The organism is Streptomyces sp. SirexAA-E, from assembly GCF_000177195.2.
Classification (GTDB): Bacteria; Actinomycetota; Actinomycetes; order Streptomycetales; family Streptomycetaceae; genus Streptomyces; species Streptomyces flavovirens.
The window spans coordinates 4,752,513-4,778,265 of record NC_015953.1; the positions used below are offsets into that span (position 1 = coordinate 4,752,513).

The 25,753-nt window shown below is 68.9% G+C and carries 22 protein-coding genes; 13 read left to right on the plus strand and 9 right to left on the minus strand.

Annotation, left to right across the window (positions count from 1 at the left end; all coding sequences use genetic code 11):
* Positions 1–52 precede the first annotated feature (52 nt).
* Positions 53–790 (plus strand): ROK family protein, encoded by a 738-nt coding sequence (locus SACTE_RS21390; protein WP_019992415.1) that lies wholly within the window; start codon positions 53–55, stop codon positions 788–790.
* 15 nt (positions 791–805) lie between these two features.
* On the opposite strand, the gene SACTE_RS21395 is transcribed toward SACTE_RS21390, so the two are convergent.
* On the minus strand, positions 806–1,420 hold the full coding sequence (locus SACTE_RS21395; protein WP_026358945.1) for a DUF6542 domain-containing protein: 615 nt from the start codon (positions 1,418–1,420) through the stop codon (positions 806–808).
* Positions 1,421–1,685: 265 nt separating this feature from the next.
* On the opposite strand from SACTE_RS21395, the gene ychF reads away from it, so the two are divergent.
* The 4 genes from ychF to SACTE_RS21415 all read left to right on the plus strand — a co-directional run bounded on the left by ychF (position 1,686) and on the right by SACTE_RS21415 (position 9,283).
* Positions 1,686–2,774 (plus strand): redox-regulated ATPase YchF, encoded by a 1,089-nt coding sequence (gene ychF, locus SACTE_RS21400; protein WP_014048101.1) that lies wholly within the window; start codon positions 1,686–1,688, stop codon positions 2,772–2,774.
* Between the two features lie 289 nt (positions 2,775–3,063).
* Positions 3,064–4,809, plus strand: a complete 1,746-nt coding sequence (locus tag SACTE_RS21405; protein WP_014048102.1) for a class I SAM-dependent DNA methyltransferase — start codon at positions 3,064–3,066, stop codon at positions 4,807–4,809.
* The gene (locus tag SACTE_RS21410) at positions 4,806–6,137 is read left to right on the plus strand and encodes a restriction endonuclease subunit S (RefSeq protein ID WP_014048103.1); all 1,332 of its coding nucleotides are present in this window, start codon (positions 4,806–4,808) and stop codon (positions 6,135–6,137) included. Before SACTE_RS21405 ends, SACTE_RS21410 begins: the two co-directional genes overlap by 4 nt.
* A complete protein-coding gene (locus SACTE_RS21415; protein ID WP_014048104.1) occupies positions 6,137–9,283 on the plus strand; it encodes a DEAD/DEAH box helicase family protein in 3,147 nt (1,048 codons plus the stop codon). Before SACTE_RS21410 ends, SACTE_RS21415 begins: the two co-directional genes overlap by 1 nt.
* A 13-nt stretch (positions 9,284–9,296) precedes the next feature.
* Here SACTE_RS21415 and SACTE_RS21420 read toward each other — a convergent pair whose 3' ends face one another.
* The 3 genes from SACTE_RS21420 to SACTE_RS21430 form a co-directional block, all read right to left on the minus strand.
* Positions 9,297–9,704: a PIN domain-containing protein gene (locus SACTE_RS21420; protein WP_014048105.1), complete on the minus strand. Its 408-nt coding sequence runs from the start codon at positions 9,702–9,704 to the stop codon at positions 9,297–9,299.
* Complete coding sequence (locus tag SACTE_RS21425) at positions 9,701–9,976, minus strand: hypothetical protein (RefSeq protein WP_014048106.1); 276 nt, start codon at positions 9,974–9,976, stop codon at positions 9,701–9,703. Before SACTE_RS21425 ends, SACTE_RS21420 begins: the two co-directional genes overlap by 4 nt.
* A 308-nt stretch (positions 9,977–10,284) precedes the next feature.
* Complete coding sequence (locus SACTE_RS21430) at positions 10,285–10,641, minus strand: tyrosine-type recombinase/integrase (RefSeq protein WP_019992411.1); 357 nt, start codon at positions 10,639–10,641, stop codon at positions 10,285–10,287.
* Positions 10,642–10,824: 183 nt separating this feature from the next.
* Between SACTE_RS21430 and SACTE_RS21435 the strand changes: the two genes are divergently transcribed.
* The gene (locus SACTE_RS21435) at positions 10,825–11,853 is read left to right on the plus strand and encodes a helix-turn-helix domain-containing protein (RefSeq protein ID WP_014048107.1); all 1,029 of its coding nucleotides are present in this window, start codon (positions 10,825–10,827) and stop codon (positions 11,851–11,853) included.
* Between the two features lie 158 nt (positions 11,854–12,011).
* On the opposite strand, the gene SACTE_RS21440 is transcribed toward SACTE_RS21435, so the two are convergent.
* A complete protein-coding gene (locus SACTE_RS21440) occupies positions 12,012–12,548 on the minus strand; it encodes a GNAT family N-acetyltransferase (RefSeq protein ID WP_014048108.1) in 537 nt (178 codons plus the stop codon).
* 62 nt (positions 12,549–12,610) lie between these two features.
* Positions 12,611–13,174: a hypothetical protein gene (locus SACTE_RS21445; protein WP_014048109.1), complete on the minus strand. Its 564-nt coding sequence runs from the start codon at positions 13,172–13,174 to the stop codon at positions 12,611–12,613.
* 258 nt (positions 13,175–13,432) lie between these two features.
* Here SACTE_RS21445 and SACTE_RS21450 point away from each other — a divergent pair, with 258 nt between their 5' ends.
* On the plus strand, positions 13,433–14,044 hold the full coding sequence (locus SACTE_RS21450) for a TetR/AcrR family transcriptional regulator (RefSeq protein ID WP_014048110.1): 612 nt from the start codon (positions 13,433–13,435) through the stop codon (positions 14,042–14,044).
* Between the two features lie 210 nt (positions 14,045–14,254).
* Here SACTE_RS21450 and SACTE_RS21455 read toward each other — a convergent pair whose 3' ends face one another.
* Positions 14,255–15,277 carry an ABC transporter permease subunit gene (locus tag SACTE_RS21455; RefSeq protein WP_014048111.1) on the minus strand — a complete coding sequence of 341 codons (1,023 nt, stop codon included), beginning with the start codon at positions 15,275–15,277 and terminating at the stop codon, positions 14,255–14,257.
* A complete protein-coding gene (locus SACTE_RS21460; protein WP_014048112.1) occupies positions 15,274–16,260 on the minus strand; it encodes an ABC transporter ATP-binding protein in 987 nt (328 codons plus the stop codon). The genes SACTE_RS21455 and SACTE_RS21460 overlap by 4 nt, the downstream gene beginning before the upstream one ends.
* Positions 16,261–16,648: 388 nt before the next feature.
* On the opposite strand from SACTE_RS21460, the gene SACTE_RS21465 reads away from it, so the two are divergent.
* Together SACTE_RS21465 and SACTE_RS21470 are read left to right on the plus strand one after the other, a co-directional pair.
* The gene (locus SACTE_RS21465; protein WP_019992410.1) at positions 16,649–17,866 is read left to right on the plus strand and encodes a histidine kinase; all 1,218 of its coding nucleotides are present in this window, start codon (positions 16,649–16,651) and stop codon (positions 17,864–17,866) included.
* On the plus strand, positions 17,863–18,519 hold the full coding sequence (locus tag SACTE_RS21470; RefSeq protein WP_014048114.1) for a response regulator transcription factor: 657 nt from the start codon (positions 17,863–17,865) through the stop codon (positions 18,517–18,519). The genes SACTE_RS21465 and SACTE_RS21470 overlap by 4 nt, the downstream gene beginning before the upstream one ends.
* A gap of 244 nt (positions 18,520–18,763) precedes the next feature.
* Here the strand turns inward: SACTE_RS21470 and SACTE_RS21475 are convergent, their stop codons facing one another.
* Entirely contained in the window at positions 18,764–21,355 is a 2,592-nt protein-coding gene (locus SACTE_RS21475; protein ID WP_014048115.1) for a discoidin domain-containing protein, read from the minus strand.
* A gap of 491 nt (positions 21,356–21,846) precedes the next feature.
* On the opposite strand from SACTE_RS21475, the gene SACTE_RS21480 reads away from it, so the two are divergent.
* The 4 genes from SACTE_RS21480 (at position 21,847) to SACTE_RS21495 (ending at position 25,692) form a co-directional block, all read left to right on the plus strand.
* Positions 21,847–22,599 (plus strand): GntR family transcriptional regulator, encoded by a 753-nt coding sequence (locus SACTE_RS21480; protein WP_014048116.1) that lies wholly within the window; start codon positions 21,847–21,849, stop codon positions 22,597–22,599.
* Between the two features lie 370 nt (positions 22,600–22,969).
* Positions 22,970–24,700, plus strand: a complete 1,731-nt coding sequence (locus SACTE_RS21485) for an allantoin permease (protein WP_014048117.1) — start codon at positions 22,970–22,972, stop codon at positions 24,698–24,700.
* Between the two features lie 204 nt (positions 24,701–24,904).
* A complete protein-coding gene (locus tag SACTE_RS21490; RefSeq protein ID WP_019992409.1) occupies positions 24,905–25,087 on the plus strand; it encodes a hypothetical protein in 183 nt (60 codons plus the stop codon).
* A gap of 203 nt (positions 25,088–25,290) precedes the next feature.
* Positions 25,291–25,692, plus strand: a complete 402-nt coding sequence (locus SACTE_RS21495; protein ID WP_014048119.1) for an NUDIX domain-containing protein — start codon at positions 25,291–25,293, stop codon at positions 25,690–25,692.
* Positions 25,693–25,753 lie beyond the last annotated feature (61 nt).

Sequence of the window (25,753 nt, forward strand, 5' to 3'; positions counted from 1 at the left end):
CTCCCAGGGCTTCCGGGGAGTGTGCGCGGCGCGCTACCCGTACCGTGGATCCATGGAGATCTTCGGTGTGGACATCGGCGGGTCAGGGATCAAGGGCGCTCCCGTGGACCTGGACCGCGGAGAGCTGGCGCAGGAGCGCCACAAGGTACTGACACCGCGTCCGGCCACGCCCGACGGCGTGGCCGACGGCGTGGCCGAGGTCGTCGGCCACTTCGACTGGAAGGGCCCGGTGGGCATCACCTTCCCCGGAGTGGTCACCGGGGGGATCACCCGGACCGCGGCCAACGTCGACAAGGCGTGGATTGACACGGACGCCCGCGCGCTGCTCAGCGACCGCATCGGGCACCCGGTCACGATCCTCAACGACGCCGACGCGGCCGGTGTCGCCGAGATGACCTTCGGCGCGGGACGCGGCCGCAAGGGCACGGTGATCGTGCTGACCCTCGGTACGGGCATCGGCAGCGCCGTCTTCACGGACGGGCAGCTCGTCCCCAACACCGAGCTCGGCCACCTGGAACTGCACGGGCACGACGCGGAGAAGCGGGCGTCCACGAAGGCCAAGGAGGACGAGGACCTCAGCTGGAGCCACTGGGCGCACCGGGTGCAGAAGTACCTCGTCCACGTCGAGATGCTCTTCTCGCCCTCGCTGTTCATCATCGGCGGGGGAGTCAGCCGCAAGGCGGAGAAGTTCCTGCCGCTCATCGAACACGTACGGGCCGAGATGGTCCCGGCCGAGCTGCAGAACAACGCGGGCATCGTCGGCGCCGCCATGGCGGCGGCCGGCAACTGACGCCTTCCTACGGTCTTACGGGCGGGGGCGGCGCGTGCCCTGATTGGCGGACGGCCTGGCCGGGTGCCGCCGCCGCTCCCGCATCTGACGGATCTTGCGCACGGTGGCGATGAGCCCGGCGACGAGCGTGCCGCCGTACAGCCAGCCGGCCTGGACGGCGAGCGCGGTGACCACCGCCATGGTCTGCCCGCCGAAGCCGCCGGAACCCCCGGCGATCGGGATCACGCCGACGGCGAAGGCGATGGGCACACCGATCGGCGCGGTGACCAGGTCGGCGGGCCGCACCCAGAACGCGGTCAGCGCGCTCACCGGCAGGAACAGCACCCCGTAGGCGATCTCGGAACCGTCCAGCAGCAGCTGGTCCAGGCAGCCCAGCAGGAACATCGTGGCCGCGGCGAACAGGCCCGCCCCGATGCCGGTCAGCCGGGGGTTGGGGAATCTGCGCAGCGCGAGGACGAACGGCGCGACCTGGCCGGTCCGGGGACGCGGGCGGGAGACCGCAGGGGCGACCGCGACCGCCACCGGATAGGCGGCGGCGCTCTCACCGATACCGCCCGCGGCCACGGCCGGGGCCTGCTCGGGCGGCGAGGGCTGCCTGCGCTGCGGGGTACGTGTCCTGTGCTGCTCCACCGTGACAACCTAGGTCGACCGGCATGCGCTTCCGGGCGTTGGACACGCCCTTTGGCCGACCTTGGCACTGCGTTCGATACCGCTCGGCCGAAAAGGGACCGTTCGGGAGGCCCGAGACACGCTTTTCGCATACCTGTTCGATCGGCCTCAGGTGCCCGCCTCCGGACCCGTGACCGGGCGCGCCGCCCCGCCCGTAAACTGGAGAATCGGTCCCCTCCAGGCCCGCCTCCTCAGGGCCCCCTCCGAACTTCAGGAAGTCGCCAAAGTGTCGCTCACGATCGGAATCGTCGGCCTGCCGAATGTCGGCAAGTCGACCCTGTTCAACGCCCTGACCAAGAACGACGTGCTGGCGGCCAACTACCCGTTCGCCACGATCGAGCCGAACGTCGGCGTGGTCGGCGTCCCGGACCCGCGCCTGGACAAGCTCGCCGCGATCTTCGGCTCGCAGCGGATCCTCCCCGCCACGGTCGACTTCGTCGACATCGCGGGCATCGTGCGCGGCGCGAGCGAGGGTGAGGGCCTGGGCAACAAGTTCCTCGCGAACATCCGCGAGTCCGACGCGATCTGCCAGGTCATCCGCGCCTTCAAGGACGAGAACGTCGTCCACGTCGACGGCAAGGTCTCGCCCAAGGACGACATCGAGACGATCAACACCGAGCTGATCCTCGCCGACCTCCAGTCCGTCGAGAAGGCCGTCCCGCGCCTGACGAAGGAGGCTCGCCTCCAGAAGGACAAGGTCGCGGTGCTCGCCGCCGTCGAGGAGGCCCAGAAGATCCTCGAGGCGGGCGACACCCTCTTCTCGCGCGGCATCACCGCCGGCACCGAGACGGGCCGCCTCCTGCACGAGCTGCACCTGCTCACCACGAAGCCGTTCCTGTACGTCTTCAACGTGGACGAGGACGAGCTGGTCGACGAGGACTTCAAGAACGAGCAGCGCGCCCTGGTCGCCCCGGCCGAGGCCATCTTCCTCAACGCCAAGATCGAGTCCGAGCTGATCGAGCTGGACGACGACGAGGCCCTGGAACTCCTCCAGTCCATGGGCCAGGAAGAGCCGGGTCTCGCCACTCTCGGCCGGGTCGGCTTCGACACCCTGGGCCTGCAGACCTACCTCACGGCAGGCCCGAAGGAAGCCCGCGCCTGGACGATCAAGAAGGGCGCCACGGCCCCGGAGGCGGCCGGTGTGATCCACACCGACTTCCAGAAGGGCTTCATCAAGGCGGAGATCATCTCCTTCGAGGACCTGGTCGAGACGGGCTCGGTCGCCGAAGCCCGCGCCAAGGGCAAGGCGCGCATGGAGGGCAAGGAGTACGTGATGCAGGACGGGGATGTGGTGGAGTTCCGCTTCAACGTGTAGCGGGTGACATATCACCACGTCGCTGATCTTGCAAACATGCAGGTCAGAGAGGGCCCGACTCTTCGGGGTCGGGCCCTTGGTTTTTTCCCGTGCTGGGATGGTGCTGGGATAGCTGACCCCTCGTCACCTGTCGTCACCCCTGGTCATCCGTACCGTGCTGGGATTGTGCTGGGACGTGGATGCGGCGCCGGTGCTGGGTTCTGCTCTGGTGAGTGGCCGAACCGTGGGACGGCGACTGCTGGCTCTGGCAAAGTGATCGGCACTGCAAGACGATTCTCGTGAGGAACTTGTGAGCGCGCTCGGTAGCTTCATCTGGTCTATCGCTGACCAACTTCGGGGCCCCTATCGCCCCAACCAGTACGGGACCGTGGTCCTCCCGTTCACGATCCTGCGGCGGCTCGACTGCATCCTTGAGCCCGATCAGGCGACGGTGCGAGAGCTGGCAGCGAAGTTCGAGAACCCGAACCGGCTCAAGGTCGAGGTTAAGAAGGCCACAGGCCGGACCTTCTACAATACCTCCAACTACTCGTTTGCGAACCTGCTGGCCGACGCGGACGGGCTGGCGGACAACCTGGCCGACTACATCGACCGGTTCTCCGCCGACGTGGACGTGTTCGAGTACTTCGACTTCAAGAAGGAGATCCTGGCCCTGGAGAAGGCCGGGCTTCTGCGTGAGATCGTCAAGTCCTTCGGCAAGATCGACCTCCACCCCGATGTGGTGTCGAACTCCGACATGGGCGATGCCTTCGAATACATCATCCGCAAGTTCAACGAAGCAGCGAACGAGACCTCTGGCGACCACTACACGCCGCGCGATGCGATCCGACTGCTGGTCGACCTGCTCTTCGCAGAGAAGGACGTCGACCTCACCGAGGGCGGCATCATCCGATCGCTATACGACCCCACCGCTGGCACCGGCGGCATGCTCTCCTTGGCCGAGGAGCACCTGCTCGCCGAGAATCCCGGCGCGAAGCTGGGCTTGTACGGTCAGGAGTACAACCCGCAGTCGTATGCCATCTGCAAGTCCGACCTGCTCGCCAAGGGCCACGACGCGACCAACATCGCCTTCGGTAACACGCTCACCGACGACGCCTTCAAAGGCCGCCAGTTCGACTACTGCATGTCCAACCCGCCCTATGGGGTGGACTGGAAGCAGCACGCCAAGGCGGTCAAGGAAGAGCGAGACTCCGCGGGCCCCTACGGCCGCTTCGCACCGGGCCTCCCCGCGACGTCCGACGGGCAAATGCTCTTCCTTCTCCACCTGGTCCACAAGATGCGCGCTCCCGAGGACGGCGGCGGCCGCGTCGGCATCGTCATGAACGGCTCTCCGCTCTTCAGTGGCGCCGCCGAGTCCGGCCCTTCCAACATCCGCCGGTGGCTGCTGGAGAGCGACCTCGTCGAGGCGATCGTCGCCCTGCCGACCAACATGTTCTTCAACACCGGCATCGCCACCTACATCTGGATCCTGGACAACACCAAGCACCCCGACCGTCAGGGCAAGGTGCAACTGATTGACGGCACGTCGTTCTGGACCAAGATGCGCAAGAACCTCGGTGCCAAGGGACGCGAGATCAGCGACGCTGACCGTGCCGAGGTCGTGCGGCTGTACGCCGACTACGAGGACGCCGACCCCGAGCTCTCGAAGGTGCTGCGCAACGACGAGTTCGGGTATTGGATGGTCACCGTCGAGCGCCCCCTGCTGGGCGAGGGCGGGAACCCTGTCGTCAGCCGCAAGGGTGACCCGAAGCCCGATTCGAAGAAGCGTGACACCGAGAACGTGCCCTTCACCTACGGCGGCTCGACCGCCGGCGCGGCGGCGGAGCGCGAAGTCATCCAGGCGTACTTCGACGCGGAGGTGAAGCCGCACGTTCCCGACGCCTGGATCGACTGGGCCAAAACCAAGACAGGCTACGAGGTCCCCTTCACGCGGCACTTCTACAAGTACGTTCCGCCCCGCCCACTCGCTGAGATCGACGCTGACCTGGAGAAGCAGGTCGCCAAAATCCTGGATCTCCTGCGAGAGGTGGAGCAGTGAGCGTCGGACCAACGGCAGTAGCTAATACCCGGCTGGACGCGATTCCGACTGGTTGGTCGATCACCAAGCTCGGCCGCACCGCACGGATCGGCAACGGGGCAACGCCCCGACGCGAGAAAAGAGAGTACTGGGATCGTGGTGTTGTTCCATGGCTCAATAGCTCCGCAGTCAACCAGGCGCGCGTTGTTTCCTCACCAGAGTCAGTCACTGATATTGCGCTCGCGGAATGTCACCTTCCGATTGTCTCCCCCGGCTCGGTGCTAGTAGGTCTAACTGGTCAGGGGCGGACCCGCGGAATGGCGACGATCCTTGACATCGAGGCAACAGTAAATCAGCACCTTGCATACGTGGCTCCGGATCGAGCTAGATGGTGTCCGGACTTTCTTCTGTGGTTTCTCACGGCTGCATACGACGATCTCCGGAGAATCAGTGAGGAGAATGGAAGCACCAAGGGCGGGTTGACGTGCGAGGCGCTCAAACAGCTGCGTGTCCTCGTCCCGCCGATTGACGAACAGCGGCGGATTGCGTTGAATCTGAACGAGCAGACCGCGAAGACGGACACGCTCATCGAAGAGCAGCGGCGACTGATCGAGATGCTCCGCGAACGTCGAAAGGCCCTTATCGAGGAGATCGTGCTTCGTGGTCTCGGCTCTTCGGTAAAAAGTGAAAATCTTGAGTCGTGGCTACCCGCAACGCCTTCGCACTGGCGAGTCACGCAGCTCGGGTTCATGAGTGACACACTGGCAGGCTACGCCTTCCCCAGCGATGGATTCAGTGTCGATCGAGACCACGTGCGCCTGTTGCGAGGTGTCAATGTGAAGCCAGGCAGAGTCGATTGGGCAGATGTCGTCTACTGGAATACTCACGATACCCCCGTCCCTGCCGAATTCGACCTTCAGGCTGGCGATCTCGTCTTCGGCATGGATCGACCATTCGTTGGTGGTGGCGTTCGCATCGCTGCGATCTCCGAAGACGACCTCCCGGCTTTGTTGCTCCAGCGCGTCATGCGTATCCGCCCGGGGACCGAGGGGGACGCTGGCTACTTCCGGTACGTGATCTCGACGGACGCCTTCTACGACTATCTGGAGCCGCTGTTCACGGGTGTCAGCGTGCCGCATGTGAGCGAGTGGCAGGTGCGCAAGTTCAAGATGCCGTTCCCGCCGCTCGATGAGCAGCGATGCATGGCCAGGCACCTGGATGCTGAGACCGCAAAGATCGACACACTCATCGCGGAGTCGGAGCGGTTCATCGAGCTCGCCCGCGAGCGCCGATCGGCACTGATCACCGCGGCCGTAACGGGACAGATCGACGTAGGAGAGGCGGCGTGATGGCCGACCACAACGAGGCCGTCTTCGAAAAGGAGATCTGCGAGTACCTCAAGGCACGCGGCTGGCTGTACTCGGTGAACGACCACGACGGCGGCGAGTACGACCGCGAGCGGGCGCTCTTCCCAGCGGATCTGTTCGCGTGGCTGGAGGCGACACAGAAGCCGGCGTACGAGAAGGCGCTGAAGGCGGCGGGGTCGCAGGCGAAGTTCCTTGACGTGCTGACCGCAGCGTTGGACAAGCCGCTTGAGCATGGCGGCGGGACGTTGAACATCCTGCGCAACGGGGTTCAGTACATCGGTGGCGGCCGGTTGAAGATGGCGCAGTTCCGCCCCGAAACCTCTCTCAACGCGACCACCGTGTCGCATTACGAGTCGATGCGGGTGCGGGTGGTGCGGCAGGTGCACTTCTCGACTGCCGACCAGCGCACCATCGATCTGGTGTTCTTCGTCAACGGGCTTCCGGTGGCCACGGTGGAGCTGAAGACCGACTTCACCCAGTCGCTGGACGAGGCGATCAACCAGTACAAGCACGACCGCAACCCGCTGACGAACGGGCGCCCGGAGCCGCTGCTGTCGTTCGGTCACCGGGCGCTGGTGCACTTCGCGGTCTCCAACGGCCTCGCGGCCATGACCACGAAGCTGGAGGGGGACAAGACTTACTTCCTTCCGTTCAACATCGGCTTCGACAGTGGTGCTGGCAACCCGCCTGGCGCGGACGATGAGTCGGCGACGGCGTACCTATGGGAACGCGTCTGGGAGAAGCACGCTTGGCTGAACGTCATCGGGCGGCTGATGATCGTGCAGACCAAGGAGGAGTGGGACGTCACCACCGGCACCTCCGTGCGGCGTACGAGCATGCTCTTCCCGCGCTTCCACCAGTGGGAGGCCGTCACAAGCATCGTCGCCGCAGTGAAGGAGGAGGGCGTCGGGCACCGGTACTTGATCGAGCACTCGGCCGGGTCAGGAAAGACGAACACCATTGCCTGGACCTCCCACGGTCTGGCCCGACTGCATGATGCCGACGACAAGAAGGTCTTCGACTCCGTCATCGTGGTCGTGGACCGTACCGTGCTCGACTCCCAGCTGCAGGATGCGATTCGGCAGATCGACGGGAACAAGAAGATTGTCGCGACGATCAGCCCCGAGGACGTTCGCAAGGCTGGCGCGAAGTCGAAGTCGGGTCTGCTGGCGCAGGCGTTGAAGAACGGCGAGCTCATCATCGCGGTGACGGTGCAGACCTTCCCGCATGCGTTGGAAGAGATCCGGACCGACGCCGGCCTGAAGGGCAAGCGGTTCGCTGTGATCGCTGATGAGGCGCACTCGTCCCAGTCGGGGCAGATCTCCTCGAAGCTGAAGCAGGTGCTGACAGCCGAGGAGGTCAAGGAGATCGAGGAGGGCGGCGAGGTCGATGTGGAGTCGGTGCTGGCTTCGGAGATGACCGAGCGGGCCGAATCGGAGAACATCTCGTACTTCGCGTTCACCGCGACGCCGAAGAACAAGACCCTCGAACTGTTCGGCCGCAAGGGCCCCGAGGGGAAGCCGCGCGAGTTCCACCTGTACTCGATGAAGCAGGCGATCGAGGAGGGCTACATCCTCGACGTCCTCAAGGGCTACCAGTCCTATGACACCGCGCTGAAGATCGCCGGCAAGGCCGAGAGCAGCGACGGAGGCGAGGTCGAGGAGGCCGCCGCCCGCAAGGGGCTGATGAGGTGGGTCCAGCTCCACCCGACGAACGTCAGCCAGAAGGTCCAGATCATCGTCGAGCACTTCCACGCCAACGTCGCCTACCTCCTCGAAGGCAAGGCGAAGGCCATGGTGGTGACCGACTCCCGCAAGTCCGCGGTGAAGTACAAGCTGGCGATAGACGCCTACATCGCCAAGCGCCGCGCCGAGGACGCCTCGTACAACTACCGCACCCTGGTCGCTTTTTCGGGCGGGGTGACGATGCCTGACGACGAGACCTGGCACAGCGACTGGGGCCCGCAGCCGTCGAAGGACGACGAGTTCACCGAGGCCAATATGAACCCTGGCGCCGGGGCTGATCTGGCGGCCGCGTTCAAGGGTGACACGTACAAGATCATGCTGGTCGCCAACAAGTTCCAAACCGGGTTCGACCAGCCCTTACTCACGGCGATGTACGTCGACAAGAAGCTGGCGGGCGTCACCGCCGTGCAGACGCTCTCGCGCCTCAACCGTACCCACCGCACCGCTGGTGGGGAGCAGAAGCGCAAGACGTTCGTTATCGACTTCGCCAACAAGCCCGAGGACATCAGGACGGCCTTCGAGCCGTACTTCAAGAACGCGACTCTGGAGACCGAGACGGACCCGTATGTCGTCGTCCACCTGGCCAACAAGCTCGCCCAGGCCGGGATCTACACCGAGGACGATGTCCGCAAGGTCGCCGAACTGTGGGTGACGCGGAAAGGCAACAACGCTCTCTCGGCGGCGATCAGCCCGGCGCAGCACGACTTCCGGCGCCGCTACGCGCGGGCGATCGAGGAGGAAGACAAGGTAAAGCTCCAGGAGCTCGACCTCTTCCGCAAGGACGTCTCCACCTACGTACGACTCTATGACTTCATGTCCCAGATCGTCGACTACGGCGATCCCTACATGGAGATGCTTTCGATCTTCCTGCGCCTGCTGGAAAAGGTGATTGCCGAGTCTGCTTGGGCGGCCGACGTGGATCTCTCCGATGTTGTGCTGGTCGGGGTCAAGCACAACAAGGCGATCCCGGTCGACATCTCGCTCGTGGGTGACGGACAACTGAAGGGCATCAGCGGCGCCGGTACGGGCGCGAAGAAGGATCCGAAGTACGTCGCGCTTCAGGTCGTCATAGACAAGATGAACGACCTCTTCGGTGCCGAAACGTTCGCTGCCTCCCAGGTCAGGGAGTTCGTGCAGGGCCTCGTGCAGCTGCTTCTCGCCGACTCGAACCTGGTCCGGCAAACCAAGGTGAATTCCAAGAAGCAGTTCCTGGAGTCACAGGATTTCCAAGCCGCCGTCACGGAGGCAGTCGCAGAGAATCAGTACGCCCACAACACGATGGCTGACTACTTCTTCACCGATGGACCGGCCATCAACGCGATCATCGTTGCCCTTGCGGATGCCTTCTACGAAGCAGCAGTCGATCAGCAGGTGGACACCTGAGTAGACGCCGAGGTCAGACGTCCTTGATCTGTACGCGGTCGCCGCACAGTTTCGACCAGTCGTCGCGGTCCGACGTCAGTACGAGTACGGGTGCCGGGGAGCGGAGCGCCATCGCGGCGACGAGGGCGTCGATGGCGTACTTGTGGCCGTGCAGACCACCGGCGTCGCTCAACAGCCGCACCGCGGTGAGGCTGTCCGCCTGGGTAACGTCCTGGACCTGCAGGCGGGACAGCAGCCAGTGCAGCCGGGCGGTGTCCGTCTTCCCGTAGACGGCCTCCACCACTGTCAGGGCCGACACAAGGACAGGCACGCCCACGCGTCGAGCGGCTTCGATTCGGGTGATCATCTGGCGGTCGTTGCGCAGTAGCAGTGACAACGCCTGGGAGTCCAGAACCAGAGACCTGGCTGCGGGCCCCTTCATGCGGCGCTGTCGTTCGACGCGTAGGGTGCCGGTGCGTCACCGAACAGTTCGCTCTGCGCGGCCTGGACTTCAGCCTCGCTCAGCGGCTCGTGCTCGGCTTCGTAGGCGGCCACGATCTCGGCGAGGCCGTCCATCGCAAGCTGGTGCCGGACCGCTGCCGTCACATATGCGGACACGCCGCGCTTGCCGGTACGTGTGCGCAGAGCACCGAGGAGTTCCGAGGGCATCGAGACGGAGATGTTCTCCGTGCCGCCGGGGCGGGGTGACTTCATGGCTGCAAGTCTAGTACAGAAACTATTACAGCGTCTGGAGTGCTGCGCGGCCTGTATCCAGGGTGGGCGGTGATGCGTAGTCTTGGCGCTTCCGGATCTTTTTGTACTTTGCAGTGAATCCCGTGCTGGGATGGTGCTGGGATGCGCTCACATAACCGCAGGTCAGGGCGGTTGTGGTGGAGTTCCGCTTCAACGTCTAGTACGTTCGGCGAAAGGCCGTTTGACCTGCGATGGAGCGGGTTGGGCGGCCTTTGCGGTCCGCACGGAGTCCGCAGCGTGCTGACTTCGGTCAGCGCGCGGGGGAGCGGCTACGCCGCTTCGTCGACCTGTGGCTGGACATCGGCGGACCGGTCCGCGTACGCCTTGTCGACGGCAACCCGGGTCCGCTCCTCGGAGTCGGGCCACAGGTGGGTGTAGATGTTCAGCGTCATGGCCGCGTTGGTGTGACCGAGGCGCTCGGAGACCGTCTTCACGGACTCGCCGTGCTTGATCAGCAGGCTGGCGTAGTGGTGCCGGAGGGCGTGGGGCCCGGTGCCCTTCGGTATGCCGGCCTTCGCGCAGGCGGGCCGCCAGGACCCGTCCATGAAGTGCGTGTAGACCACGGGTCCGCCCTGCGGCGCCGTGAAGATCCAGCCCTCGGGGGCCGTGGTGTCGATGGTGGTCACCGTGTCTCCGTCTCTGATCGGCCGGGTTCGGGCACAGGAATGCCCGAGCCTGGTGTGGGCGTACGGAACTTCGGGGCGCCGCCCGGACCAAGGGGGAGCCTGGATCGCGGTCGCGCCGTTCCGGGCGGCTGCTGATTCAGGCTGCCGGAAGCTGAGACTCCGTAAGAAGGCCGAGGTGGGCGCGTGATCGGGACCGTTTTCCACACCAGCGAGGTGGCGGCCGCCGACAGGTTCGACTACTGGCGGGAACTCGTCGGCCGTACCCGGGCGAGCGAGATGAGCAGTCCGTACGCCCGCGACTTCCACGCGTCGATGCGGCTGATGCAGCTGGGGCCGGTGACGGTGTGGCCGACGTCGGTCCTGCCCGCGCGTTACCGGCTGAGCCCTCGGCGGGCGCACCGGACCGACGACGGGCTGTACCACCTGACGCTGCTGCTGGAGGGCGAACTGACCCTGGAGCACTCCGGAGGCACGGACACCTTCGGTCCCTGTGACCTCCACGTGGTGGACGACTCCCTGCCGTACGACCTCCGGCCGTCCGACGGCCGGGCGAGCGGTCCCGTCCGAGGGGTGGGCGTCGACTTTCCCAAGGCCATGCTGCCGCTGGCCCCGCACCGGCTGCGGCAGGTACTGGGCCGCGGTCTCCCCGGGGGCGAGGGCCTGGGCGCCCTCCTCGTCGGGTTCCTCACCGGTCTGGAACAGCAGGCGGCGGTCCTGCGGCCGGCGGACGCCCCCCGACTGGGCGCGGTCGTCCTCGATCTGGTGTCGGCCTTGCTGGCCCAGGCGCTGGACGCCGAATCCGCGCTGACGCCCGAGAGCCGCCGGCAGGTCCTGCTGCGGCAGATCGACGCGTTCATCCGGGAGAACCTGCACGACCCGGAACTGTCACCACGCGCCGTCGCCGCGGCGCAGCACATCTCCGTCAGCCACCTGCACCGCGTCTTCGAGGAACAGGCGCAAGGGGAGACGGTGGCCGCGAGGATACGGCGCCTGCGCCTGGAGAACGCCCGGCGCGACCTGGAGGACCCCGCGCTCCGGGACGACCCGGTCTACGGAATCGCCGCGCGCTGGGGCTTTCCCCGGGCCTGCGGCTTCAGCCGCGCCTTCCGGGCCGCCTACGGGCTCTCGCCCAGGGAACACCGGCTGCGCGCCCTGGAGGAATTGGGGTTGGGGAGGGAGCAGGTACGCGGGGAAGGGGGCGGGGGCGTCTGACGGGGTGGGGCGGGACCGGTGGACGCGGTGGCAAGAAGCGTGGACGGAGGGACAACATCACCGGGTTGAGGTCCGGCACTCTTGGGTACGCGCGGTCGGCGCCCGGCGGGGGAGGGCGCCGCCCGCCCGGTCCTCGGCGGCCGGGTGCCCGTCCCCGTTCAGGTCTCGGACGGGAAGCCCCCGTCGTGGACCTGGGCCGGTGAGGCGCCGGGGGCGGGGAGGCATGCCATGAGCAGCTGGCTCCCCTGTCTGCTCACCGGCTGGAAGCCTGCCTTCGCCCACGCCCGGACGGCGTGGATGTTGGACGCTTCCGGGTCGACGGTCACCCGGTTCCAGCCCAGCACGGTATGGAGGTGCCGGACGAGTGCGCGGGCGGCGTCGGGGCCGAGGCCTCTGCCTTGGGCGTGGGGTACGAGGACCATGTCGATACCGCCCTGGCCGGTGCCGGAGGGCACGTACTGGACATAGCCGACAGGGACGTTCTGGGCGAGGATCAGGAAGGACTCCACGTCGGGGCGCCGCCTTCCTGTGTACTTCGCGGCCACTTCCTCCCGGGTGAAGGGCTGCCCGCCCCAGTTCCGCACGAACTCGGGATCGGCGAACCAGCGGGCGAGCAGGGGTAGATGCGCTTCGCTCGCCGGGGTGAGGCGGGTCAGGTCGCCCGCGATCGCGCCGTCTGCCGGCTTGCCGTGCATGGCTGTGCCTCCCCGCCGGTGTGATCCTGGGTTCATTGTCCAGAGAAGCCGAACGGTCGGGTTCAGGCGTCCTTGTCGGCGCGCCTCAGGCGGAGGGCGGAGACGAGGAAGAAGACGCCTCCGAGGAACGCGTAGCCGGCCAGGCTGCCCAGGGCGGCGTCGTCCTTGCCCGCCTGTGCGAAGAAGGACGCCCCGGCGACGGTGGAGATGGCGCCGCTGGCGATCATCGCCCACTGGCCGCCCAGCCTGCGGCGGGCGGCGCCGACAATGAGCTGGACGAGGCCCGCGGTCACGGCCCAGACGCCCCAGACGCGCAGGACCGCCGGGATGCCGGATGTGGCGGCGACGGCGAGACCGATGCCGGTGAGGGTGCTCAGCGCGATGTTCACGTACAGGCCGCGTGCCGGGCCGCCGTTCGCACGGGCGGACCGGACGTCGACGACAGCGCACGCCACGTCGAACAAGGGATAGACCACCAGCAGCGTCGCGCTCAGCGGGCCCAGTGTGTCGGCGGTCGCGAACAGCAGGGCGGCCCATACGGCGGCGAACCCGAAGCGCAGGAGGTACAGCTTCCGCAGGGTGGCGGTGGAAGCGTCGGCGGGTGTGGTGGCGACGAGGGTGTCCATGGGATGCCTTCCGGTGACGGTGACGGTGACGGTGACGGTGACGGTGACGGTGACGGTGACGCGGCGACGGCGACGGTGATGTCATGCGGCACTGGCCGCTCGGTCCCTCGCCCGGTCCGTCGCCCGGCCCGTCGCCCGGCCCTTGAAGAGCCGGACACGAGAGAGGGAGAACGTTCGGTCTTGTGAGCATCTAAAGGGACCTCGCGGCGACTGTCAAGACCGAACGTTCTCCCTCACCGATTTGGTAGTCTCGGGTCCATGAGTCGGGGCACAGAAGGCGGCAGCACGTCCGAAGCGCGGGCCAGGCTGCTCAGTACGGCGACGAGGATCTTCTACGCGGAGGGGATCCACTCCGTCGGCGTCGACCGGATCATCGCGGAGGCGCAGGTGACCCGGGCGACGCTGTACCGGCACTTCTCGGGCAAGGAAGAGCTCGTCCTCGCCTATCTCGACCGGGCCGACAGGGGAATCCGGGCGCAGGTCGCGGTCGCCGAGGCGAGCGGTGAGCCCGCGGCGGACAGGCTTCGGGCCGTCGGCCGGTCCATTGCCGAAGGGATCCGGTCACCCGGGTTCCGTGGGTGCGCCTTCCTCAACGCGGTGGCCGAGTACGCCGACCCGGCCCACCCGATCCACCGAGCCGTGCTGGCCCACCGGCAATGGTTCCTGGACACCGTCACGGAGTTGCTCGCGGAGGCCGGCCACGAGCCCGCCGACGCGGCCGGCCGGCATTTCGTCATGCTGCGGGACGGTGCCATGGCGGCCGGCTGCCTCTTCGACCCGGAACTGGTGTCCGAGACCTTCCTCCAGGGCGTCGAGGGAATCCTGCAGACGCGTACCGCCTCGGCGGCCACTCCTGCCGCGACCACCTGAAGCGCAGGCCGTTCGCGGGGAGCCCGCCGGGTTCCACGGCCGGAAGGGCCCGACTCCCCCTGCTCGGAGTCGGGCCCTCGGTCTTGCCGTGCGTGGGGTGCGGCCGTTCCGGGGGTGCTGGGGACCTGGGCGGCGGCGGCCTCCCCGGTGACTCGGGTTCGCCGGATCACCCGTCCCCCGCCCTGTCTCCCGTCCAACGTCCCCGCCCCGTCACAGGAGCCGCTTGCGCCCCCACGTGATGACGAAGGCGACGACGGCGGCGGTCGCGGTGAGCATGATGCCGGCTCCGAGCCACTGCATCGTGTGCATCTGGGAGACGGGGAGGTAGTCGATGGACCAGCCGACGACGTGCTTGGACTCCAGGCATGCGGTGTACGCCCGTTCGTCCTCCGACCGGTCGAGGCAGGTGGTCCAGTCCAGGCGGGCTCCGGAGTCGGTGAGGAAGTAGGTGCCCTGGCCCTGCTGTTCCGCCTGGGCGGGCAGGTCCGGCTGCGTGGCACCGGGACCGATGCCCTGGTCGGTACTGACCGACATCACGTGCCCGAGGTTCCGCCAGAACCGGTTCCAGACGACCTCGATCGCCACCACGATGCCGAGCGTGACCACCGTCGACACCAGTGTGCGTCGCAGCAGCATGCCGACCGCCGCGCCCACGGCGAACGTGAGCAGGGTGAAGGCCACCGGCACGACACCCGTGACGTCGAAGAAGGAGACCCAGGACAGGCCGTCGGAAAGGCTCTTGACCGGACTCCACCACCAGGTGAACACGGCACTGAGCACGGCGGTGCACAGAGCGAGCAGCGCGGTGGGCATGGCCAGCTTCATGGTGAGCCATCGCAGTCGGCTGACGGACTGCGAGGTCACCAGCTTGGCGGTGCCGGACTCCAGATCGCCGGCGAAGAGCGGAGCGCCGACGAAGACACCCGCCAGGACGGGGATGTAGGCCAGGTAGCTCCCGACGCCGAACATCCGGTCGAAGTGCTTCTCGAAGTCGGCCGGCAAACCACCGGACTTCCGCGAGGTCGCCCCCTGGTCGGACAGGTAGTCCATCATCTGCCCGCGCAGGAAGACCATGGCGACCACGGCGAGGAGGGTGAGGCCGATGAGCGTCCAGAACGCTGCGCGGTGCTGGCGCCAGACGAGCCAGGCCGGACCGCCGAGCCGGAGGCGGACCTGCCGGGAGCCTTGTCCGTGCCGCGTCGGGTGCGCCGGGTCACGAGTGAGCGTGGTCATGCGGTCACGGCCTTCCGGTCGCCGGTGATGATGTCGTGGATGTCGCCGACCCGGGCGCTGGGCGCGATCAGCGGAGGCGCGTCGGGTGCGCGCAGATAGCCGAGCAGCAGCTCTTCCAGGGTGGGCGGCTCGGCCGCCGGACCGCCGTACCCCATCGGTCCGTCGAGGCGTACCAGGACGCCCGGGCGGCCCTCACCGCGGCGGGACTCGATGACCCGGTGCGGGGGGAGCGCGGGGGACGGTCCGGCCCCCGGGACGTCGAGCAGGGCGTGCGCGGCGCGCAGTTCGTCCACCTCACCCGCGAGGCGCAGACCGCCGTTCGCGATGACGAGGAGGTAGTCGCAGATGTACTCCAGCTCGGCGAGCATGTGTGAGGAGACCAGCACCGTCGTGCCGTGCTGGGCGGCCTCCGCGGTCAGCGTGGTCATGAGCTCGCGGCGGACCAGCGGGTCCAGATCGGCCATCGGTTCATCGAGGATGAGCAGGTCAGGACGCTTCCCGAAAGCCAGGGCGAAGGCGACGCGGGTGCGCTGCCCGCCGGACAGGGTGCCGACCTTCGCGTTCATCGGTACCTGGCCCGCGCGGACGATGCCTTCGGCGACCTCCTGGTCCCATCGGGGGTTGAACTCGTGGCCCAGCCGCAGGGTCTCGGCCACGGTGAAGCGCCGGAACAGCGGCTTCTCCTGGGTCAGGAACGAGGTACGCAGGACGGCGTCCGTCGACCCCGGTGCCGCGCCGAACACCCGCAGGGCCCCGGTCGTCGGCCGGATCATGTGCGTGGCCAGGCCCATCAGCGTGCTCTTGCCGGCGCCGTTGGGGCCGACGAGCCCGCACACCCGCCCGGCCGGCAGCCGGAAGGAGACGTCCCGCAGGGCCCAGCCGCGCCGGTACCTCTTGCCGAGCCCTCGAGCCTCGATCGCCGCCTCACGGGCGGGATACGCGAACCCCGTTCCGTCTCCGTGCTGCGTTCCTGCGTGGTCCATGCGTGGCTCCTGTGCGAGTGGGGGAGGGGCGGCCGTGTACATGCCGTGTACGTGGGGAGGGGGCCGGCTGCGACGCGTGCGGGCCGCGCGGCTTGCGGTGACGGGCGGTCCGTGCGGCGTGCGGTGACGGGCGGCCCGTGCGTGTCCCCCATCGGGCGGGAAGCGGGATGGCCCGGGCGCGGGCTCCAGCACCTGCGGGGGTTCCCCGCCGAGATGAGGGGGGCCGTGGCCATGCCATGCTCCTCGGTGTGATGGAAGTGGTGGAAGGCGATCACCGCCCGGTGGACACCACTCTTCTCCGCCGCGCCCCGCGGCGGATCGGGCGAAAGACAGATCATGCGCGGCCGACTCCGACTTTCGGCCGGTCGCGGGAAGAACGGTGAGAGAGATGGTCGAGTCGGGGAGCGGGGCGGCCGCACCCATGGCCACCAGGGGGGCGGCGCGTGCGCGGTTCCTGCCCGTCACGGCGTGGCTGCTGCTGTTCGGTGCCATGGCCACCCTCTGCGTGCTGGACTGGGTGGGCGGCTTGTACTGGGCGATCGATGAACACCCTTGTCTGGGCCCCGCCAAACCGGTAGCTGCCCTGTTGGGCATCGCCCTCGTCGTCGCTTCGCCCAAGCTCGGCAGTCGTGCGCTGCCGGTGGCCGCCTGCGCCTTCGCGTTTGTGTCGCTGTGTCTATCGGTGGCGATGCACGTGGAGCTGTCGGTCGGCTCGCTGGCCTTGGGGTTCGCCGAACCCGGGGCTCTGGCATGGCTTCTGCTGGTCGTCGCCCGACGGGGGAAGCCGTTGTGGGCGGCGGTGGCCGTCCCGGTGGTGTTCCTGGCCATCGTGCTGCGGCCGGTATCGGTCTCGGTGAAGCAGTCCACCACCATCGCAGCGCTGATCTACGCCCTGGTGGCGGTCATGGTGCTGGGCATCGGTCTCGGGACGCGTCTGCTCCTGGTGGACCGGCGGCGGCAGGCGGCCGCTCTCAGGCTGGAGCAGCGGACCGAGTTCGCCCGGGACCTGCACGACTTCGTCGCCCACCACGTGACGGGCATCGTCGTGCAGGCACAAGGAGCCCAGGCGATCGCCGGCCGCCGGCCCGAACTGGTGCCGCCCGCACTCCAGCGGATCGAACAGGCGGGCTCGGAGGCACTGACCTCGATGCGGCACATGGTGGGGATGCTGCGCGACGCCGACGGAGAGGTCGCGCTGACGCCGCTGGCGGGCATCGGCGAAGTGCGCGCGCTCGTCGAGGAGTTCTCGGCGGTCGGGGGCGCACAGGCTCGGCTCGACCTGGAAGGCGGCTTCGACGACCTCCCGGTGGAGGTGACCACCACCGCGCACCGGGTGGTGATGGAGGCCCTCACCAACGTACGCAAACACGCCCACGGATGCACCGAGGTGCGGGTGCGCGTGGGCCGTGCGGGAGACCACGTCATCGTACGGGTCAGCGACGACGGACGGCCTCGGCACGTCTCCCACGGCGGCTTCGGCCTCAAGGGCCTGGCCGAGCGGGTGGGCCTGATCGGTGGACGCGTCCAGGCGGGTCCGGTGGCGGCCGGAGGCTGGGGCGTCGAGGCGACGCTCCCGGCGACCACGGCGGGGGTGGCCGTCTCATGACGATCCGTGTACTGATCGCCGACGACCAGGCCATGGTCCGGGCCGGCTTCGCGATGATCCTCGGCGCGGAGGACGACATCGACGTGGTCGGAGAGGCCGTGGACGGCCTGCACGCCGTGGAACTCGCCGAGCGCCACCGGCCCGACGTCGTGCTGATGGACATCCGTATGCCGCGCATGGACGGGCTGGAGGCGCTGCGCAGACTGACCCGCCCCGGCACCGTGTATCCGCCGAAGGTCGTCGTGGTCACGACGTTCGACGACGACGAGTACGTCCAACGCGCCCTGGGCGAAGGCGCTTCCGGCTTCCTCATCAAGGATTCCGGCCCCGCCCTGCTGGTCGAGGCCATCAGGGCGGCGGCCTCCGGCGAGGCGCTGGTGAGCCCGGCCATCACGGTCCGGCTGCTGCGACGCCTCAACAACGCCGTACCCACGTCACGGGAGCCGCACACCGCCCTCTCCGAGCGGGAGAAGGACCTGGTGCGCCTGGTGGCCCGAGGGTTGACCAACGCCGAGATCGCCACCGAACTGACCATCTCCGTGGGCACGGTGAAGACCCACCTCGGCAACGTGCAGACGAAGCTGTCCGCCCGCAACCGCGTGGAGATCGCCGCCTGGGCCTGGGAATCCGGACTGGTCGACGGGCGGCGGTAGGACCTGTTCGCGCGGTGCCGGGCAGAGATCCACCGGCCTGGAGGCGCTCTCCGAAGCACCCGTCGTGAAGCGGGGAATGGCTCTCCCGAGGCGGAAGCCGAGGCGGAGGCGGCGCCTGGCACGGAGGTGTGACCGGGGCGCGAAGGGGCCCCTCGCGCGCTCCGGTGCGGGGCGGGGACCGCGCACCGCCGTGAAATGATGGGGGCATGTCCAGGCCCCCGCCGCTCGCCGAACACCGCGAGCCCTAGGGCTTCTCCGCGCCGACAGCCAGTTCGGTCACCCCCACCGGCTTCTCCGGATCGTCCGAGGTGACCGTCATCCGCACCTTCCGGGCCACGTCCCCGGCCCGGAAGGCCCTCCACGTCCGGCCGTCCGGCGAGGTCTCCACGGTGTACGAGGCCGGTGCGACGTCCGACCACGCGGGAGTGACCGAGGCGACCCGAACGGCCCGGCCCAGGTCCACCGTGAGCGTGCCCGTCGCGCCCTGCGGTGACCAGGCCGTGGCCGGGCTGCCGTCCACGGCGGCGGCCGCGTAGAGCCCCGGCGCCTCGGACGTGGCCGCCGCCGGGCGGCAACGCGCCGCGTCCGACGTCGGGGTGAGGTCGGGACGGCGGGTGGGCAGGGTGAGCGTACCGGCCAGCCGGCGCGGCCCGGCCGGGGTGTGGACGGTGAACGGCTCGCCGTCCGTGAGCCGTACCGTGGTCGTCCGGGGGCCGATGGACACGTCGTACGTCCGTCCCCGGTAGCGCAGCCCCGTCAGCTCCACACCCTCCCGCAGCTGCGGAGGCAAGGACGGATCGAGCCGGACCCCGTCCTCGCGCAGCCGCAGCCCGGTCAGGCCGTGCGTGAAGACCTGGAGGAAGCCGCCCTTGCCGGTCAGGAAGTCCTCGGCGGGGAAGCCGGAGAGCGGGTCCTGCGCGCCGGACTTCTCCCCGCGGGCCTCGGAGAAGAGGTGGTAGGGACCGCGCACGAACGGGCGTACGGACCTCTGGAGATACGTGTACGTGGAGCAGCCCGGCTCCCCGATGGCCGCCGCGTCGATCGCGTGCACCGAGTCCGTCATCGCGGGCCCGTCCGGATCGGTGCGGGCGGCGTAGAAGTCGAGGGTCGCGGCGGCGGCGCCCTCCTCCATCGGCCACTCCAGCGGGTACGTCAGCAGCACGGTGTCGGCCTGTTTGATGGTCGAGCCGTCGTAACCGGCGTACTGGAGGAAGAGCTTGCGCTCCGCGTCGTACGGGATGCGCAGCCCGTCCGCGACCCGCGTCCACCCGGCGGGGGCGCTCTCGCCGAGGAGCTGGGCGGCGCGGGTGGCGTTGCGCAGGGCGAGAACGGCGACCGCGTTGGTGAACACCCCGTCGTCGACGCCGTTGCTGTACTCGTCGGGGCCCGCGACGTTCCGCACCGAGTAGCCGCCGTCCGCCTCCGCGGTGGCCCGCGACTCCCAGAAGTCGGCGATCCCCTTCAGCAGCGGCCAGCCGCGCCCCGCCAGCCAGTCGCGGTCGCCGGTGGCCAGGTAGTACTGCCAGACGGCGAGCGACACATCACCCTGGAGGTGGTTCTGGGTCAGGCAGTGCGGTGGGTCCCAGCTCTGGCACTCGGTGTCGAGCCGGCCCCGGCTCGCGCTGGTCCACGGGAAGAACAGGCCCTTGTAGCCCAGCTGTTCGGCGTTGGCGCGGGCCGCGTGCCGGGTCCGGTAGCGGTACTCGACCACCGAACGCGCCAGCTCCGGACGGGTGGCGAGCAGCCCCGGGTACATCCAGGTCTCGGCGTCCCAGAACACCATGCCCGCATAGTTGTCGCTGGTGAGACCGGCAGGGGCGAGGCTGTCCGAGGATCCGGTACGGGTGTTGGCGAGCAGTCCGTACCGGGCGGCCCGCAGCCAGGCCGTGAGGTCCGCGCTGCCCGGTACGGCGATGTCGGACGCCCAGTCCGTCCGCCATGCCTCCGCGCTGTCCGCGAGGACACCGGACCAGCCGCGCCGTTCCGCCCGCCGGGCGGCCGCACGCGCCGAGGCGAGGGGATCGCGGGAGGTGAGGGCGGTGTCGACACCGACGTACTTCTCGAAGGTGTACGCACGGCCGTCGGTGACCCGGACGGTGTGGGTGCCCTCCCCGCTGCCCGCCTGGACGACCGCCCCCTCCGTGCCCGTACCGGTGGTGCGGAACGTGCCGTCGTCCGCGACCGTGACCCGGCGTGCGCCCCGCTTGTCCAGGCGCCCCGTGACGGTCGCCGTACCGCTCCAGTGCGGCGTCATCCGCAGGCGGACCGCGCCGGCGTGTACATCGGAGCGGTCGGCGAGGACCTCGTACGTCAGGTCGGTGGCGCGGCCGTCGGCGGTGGTCCAGCGCAGGGAGGTCACCACGACACCGCAGCGCAGGTGCACGGTCTGCCGATAGCGGGAGACCCGGCCGGCCGGAGTCCCGGAACCGTACGTCTCCGGGCCGACGCCGACCTCCAGGGTCGTCCAGCTCGGCAGGGCGGCGATCACCTCACGGCCCCCGGCGAGGTCCTGCTCGCGGCCGAAGAGGCCGGCGACGAAGGCGCCGTCGTAACGGGGGGTGTAGAGGGGCCAGCCCGTCTTCTGGGCGGTCGCCGCGTACCCGGCACCGGCGGCGGGGACGCGGTGGCCCAGGTAGCCGTTGCCGACGTAGGGGTCGTAGCCCTCGGCCTCCCCGAAGGTGGTGGACGCCGGCGCCCAGGACGGATCCGCCTCCCCGGACCGGCCGCACCCGGGGGCCGGCGGGGCGCCCGAGGAGGCGTGGGAGAGCGGAGGAAGGGGCGCGACCAGCGCCGCCGCGACCAGGGACGCGAGAAGGGAGATGCGCGTGAGGCTCACCGTACGAAGGTAGGGACGCCGGTGGCGCCGGAGCGGTTACGCCGCGCCCCGTCCCCCTTCGCGTACACCACCGACCGGTCGGCTGACACCCAGTCAGGTGCGGGCGCCGGTTGTCCGGGGCCGGGACCGGTACGTGACGCCGCTGTGCATGCGCGTGTCCTGTCGGCGAGGCGAGGCGAGGCGGGGCGACGCGGGGCGACGCGGGGCGCCGACGGGGCGACGCGCCCGGTGACGGGGCGTCACGGCCACGTGGGGTCCCGCCCGGGTGCGAGGTCCGTACACGCCCGGAGTCGCACGGCTGTCGGCCCGTACGCGCGGGAGCCCGACGGCCGTTGGTCCGGACCGGGGGAGCAAGGCTCCAGGCGCTGTTCGCGAGGTATGCGCTGGTAGGCGGGAAATCATCACTTCGGGTGAAACTATGGCCCGTGCTTGCGGAGCCCAACCGAGGGTTGTCACGCTGTTGCTGTCCGTCAACCTGTTGGGAGTGGCCTGTGCCTTTCGGTGAGCAGCCCGCCTATCTGCGCGTGGCGAGCGATCTCAGGGAGAAGATCGTCAACGGCGCGCTGCCGCCCCATACCCGTCTGCCGTCGCAGGCGCGCATCCGTCAGGAATACGGGGTCTCGGACACGGTCGCCCTGGAGGCCCGGAAGGTGCTGATGGCCGAAGGGCTCGTCGAAGGGCGTTCCGGGTCGGGCACCTATGTGCGCGAGCGCCCGGTCCCACGGCGGATCGCCCGTTCCGGCTACCGCCGCGAGGGCGGTGTCGACCCGTTCCGGCAGGAGCAGACCGCGGAGGGGGCGCGGGGGACATGGGAGTCACGCAGCGAGCAGGAGGAGGCGAGCCCCGAGATCGCCGAGCGCCTCGGCATCGAGCCCGGCGACCGGGTGATGCGCACCTGGTACCTCTTCCGTGAGGCGGGCGAGCCGATGATGCTCTCCACCTCCTGGGAGCCGCTGGCCGTCACGGGCCGTTCGCCCGTGATGCTGCCGGAGGAGGGGCCGTTGGGCGGCTGCGGAGTGGTCGACCGGATGGCGGGCATCGACGTCGTGGTGGACAACGTGGTCGAGGAGGTCGGCGCGCGCCCGGGGCTGGCGGAGGAGCTCCTGGCGCTCGGCGGCGTCCCCGGCCATGTGGTGATGGTCATCGGACGCACCTACTACGCGTCGGGCCGGGCCGTGGAGACGGCCGACGTGGTGGTGCCCGCCGACCGGTACCGGATCGCCTACCACCTGCCGGTCCGGTGAACCCGGGCCGGCCGTGGCGACCACCAGGGGCCGGTCCGGCCGGTGGCCGCACCGCCGGAGCATGTTCCGGAAGGTCCACCTGCACGGCGACGCCCGGCACGCACTCCGCCGAGGCATCGAGGGCCGGGGAGCCCCCGTCCGCGTTGTCCGGATCACCCGATGCACCCGATGCACCCGGTGACGGGGATCGGGATCGGGGCGGCCCTCCGCCTTGCGATCACACGCACCGGACGCCGCCGGTGAGGCCGAGTTAACACCCACCGGCGGCTCGTAACCGCCGGGCAACCGCCCGCCGTGACGAGTTGTCATGTACTGCTCCTAGCTTCCCGTTCGTCACCCGCACACCGGACCGACGAACGGGAAGCCACCGATGACGGACATCGCCACACCTGTGACGGACGAGGTCCCACCGCCCGCCCCGCCGGGCGGACCAGGAACACCCACGGCCCCCGCCCGCAGCTACGCGAAGCTCGCCGCCGACGAGAGCCGCGAGGACTACTCCCTGCGCTACGCGCCGCACTCCTTCCGGCGCTGGTCACCGTCGACCGTCGCCGGGACGGCACTCGGAGGGATCGCCTACCTCGCCGACTTCGCGATCGGCGCCTCGATCGTCTTCACCTACGGTTTCACCAGCGGGCTCGCCTCGATCCTGGCGGCGGCGGCCATCATCTTCCTCACCGGCATACCGATCGCCCGCGCCTGCGCGAAGTACGGCCTGGACATGGACCTGGTCACCCGGGGTGCCGGTTTCGGCTACTTCGGGTCGACGCTGACCTCGCTGATCTACGCCTCGTTCACCTTCATCTTCTTCGCCCTCGAAGGGTCGATCATGGCGCAGGCCATGCATCAGGCGATCGGGCTGCCGGTCGAGGCCGGTTATCTGGTCACCACCCTGATCGTCATCCCGATCGTCTTCCGCGGCATGGGCGCGCTGGCCAAGGTGCAGGCCTGGACCCAGCCGGTCTGGATCGTCGGGATGGTGCTGCCCTTCGTGGTGCTCGCGTTCGAAGCGCCCGACGCCTGGGGCGCGTTCGGCTCCTTCACCGGCACGGAGGGCGCCTCCCCGGGCTTCTCCTGGGTCGCCTTCGGGCTGGGTACGGGTGTGGCGCTCTCCCTCATCGCGCAGATCGGTGAACAGGCCGACTACCTGCGGTTCATGCCCGCGCGGACCGAGGCCAACCGGCGGCGCTGGAACCTCGCCGTCCTCGCCGCCGGGCCCGGCTGGGTCGTCATCGGCGCCGCCAAGCAGATCGGCGGCGCCTTCCTGGCCTTCGTCGCCCTCGAAGCGGTCGGAAAGACGCACGCCCTGGAGCCCATCGCACCGCAGATCGAGGCGCTGAGGCCGTGGCTCGGCTCCTTCGCGCTGCCGGCCGCCGCGGTCTTCGTCATCGTCTCCCAGGTGAAGATCAACGTGACCAACGCCTACAGCGGTTCGCTGTCCTGGTCGAACTTCTTCTCCCGGATCACCCACCGCCACCCCGGCCGGGTCTGGTACATCTTCCTCAATCTCGTCATCGCGCTGACGCTGATGGAGATGAACATGTTCGCGGCCCTGAACAAGCTGCTGGGCTTCTACTCCAACGTCGGCATCGCCTGGATCGCGGCCGTCGCGGCCGACCTGGTCATCAACAAGCGGATCGGCCTCAGCCCGCCGTACATCGAGTTCAAACGCGCCTACCTGCGGGCGGTCAATCCGGCGGGGTTCGGGGCGATGCTGATCGCGTCGACCGTCTCGATCCTGGCCTTCTTCGGTCTCTTCGGCACCTACGCCGAGGCCTTCTCCACGTTCATCGCCGCCGGACTCTCCCTGGTGCTCTGCCCGCTGATCGCGTGGGCGACGAAGGGCAGGTACTACCTGGCCCGCCCCAACCCGGTGAACGGCCCGCACGTCGAGGTCGCCGACATCACCGCCACGCACACGTGCGCGGTGTGCGAGACCGCCTACGAGCTGCCCGACATCGCCGACTGCCCGGTCCGCTCGGGCCCCATCTGTTCGCTCTGCTGTTCGCTGGACGCGGAGTGCGGGGACGTCTGCCGTAAGGGGGCGCACGCCGGTCCGGTGCTGATGCCTCTGCCGACCGTACGCCCGGCCGGTGGCTGAAGGGCAGAAGAGGCGCACACGGGGGCGCATTCACGTGAATGCGCCCCCTTTCCGATGGCCGGATGCGTACCTCTTTGTGTAAACATGCATCCTCTGCGTGAAGGTCAGGCGTACGCTCGGGCATATGCGTACTGCGGTTTCCTGGGGATCCTTAGAGACGTGCATGCCAGTAGGGAGAGGGGCGACATGCCGGGGAGGAACACGATGACCGACAGCGGCGCGGTGCTCCCCTGGCTGGTGATCAGGCAGGACGACAACGGCAACCGGTACCGCGTGGGCCGCTACGCGACGCGCGACGAGGCCGAGAAGATCGCCGACGGCCTCGACCGCCACGGCCACAAACAGCTCTACTGGGTGGAACGCGTGGGCCAGAGCGCGCACCCCTGACCCGTCCGGCCGCGGGGCCTCTCCACGATCCCCACGGTCACCCGCACGCCCGACCCGTTCTCCCGGTGCGGTGGCCGGGGCCTTCCCGCACCAGGGCCCCGCCACCGCGTCATCGCGCGCCCGGACCGGCCGGCCGGGTGAGGGCGGACCCGCGCTGCCGGTAGGGTCCGGCTGACCGGGATGGGCGAACGTAAGGCGGAGAGATGTCGGTCCTGATCGACACGGTGGCGTGGGTGCGGGTGGAGAACGGCAGGATCCTCTGTGCCCGGCCACGGGGCAAGGACGTCTTCTACATCCCCGGCGGCAAGCGTGAGAGCGGCGAGAGCGACCTCCAGACGCTGCTGCGCGAGGTCGAGGAGGAGCTGACGGTCGCCGTCGTCCCGTCGAGCGTGACGCACGCCGGCACCTACGAGGCGCAGGCCCACGGCCACCCGGACGGTGTGGTGGTGCGCATGAGCTGCTACTACGGCGACTACCGCGGCACGCTGGCCGTCAGCAGCGAGATCGACGAGATGGCCTGGTTCTCCTACGCGGACCGCCCACGCGTCCCCCCGGTCGACCAACTCCTCTTCGACGACCTCAAGGCCTCGGGGGAGCTGCGCTGAGCCCGCGCCCGGCCACGCGTACGCCCCGCTGCCCGGCTCGCGCGATAGGGTGCTCGAAATA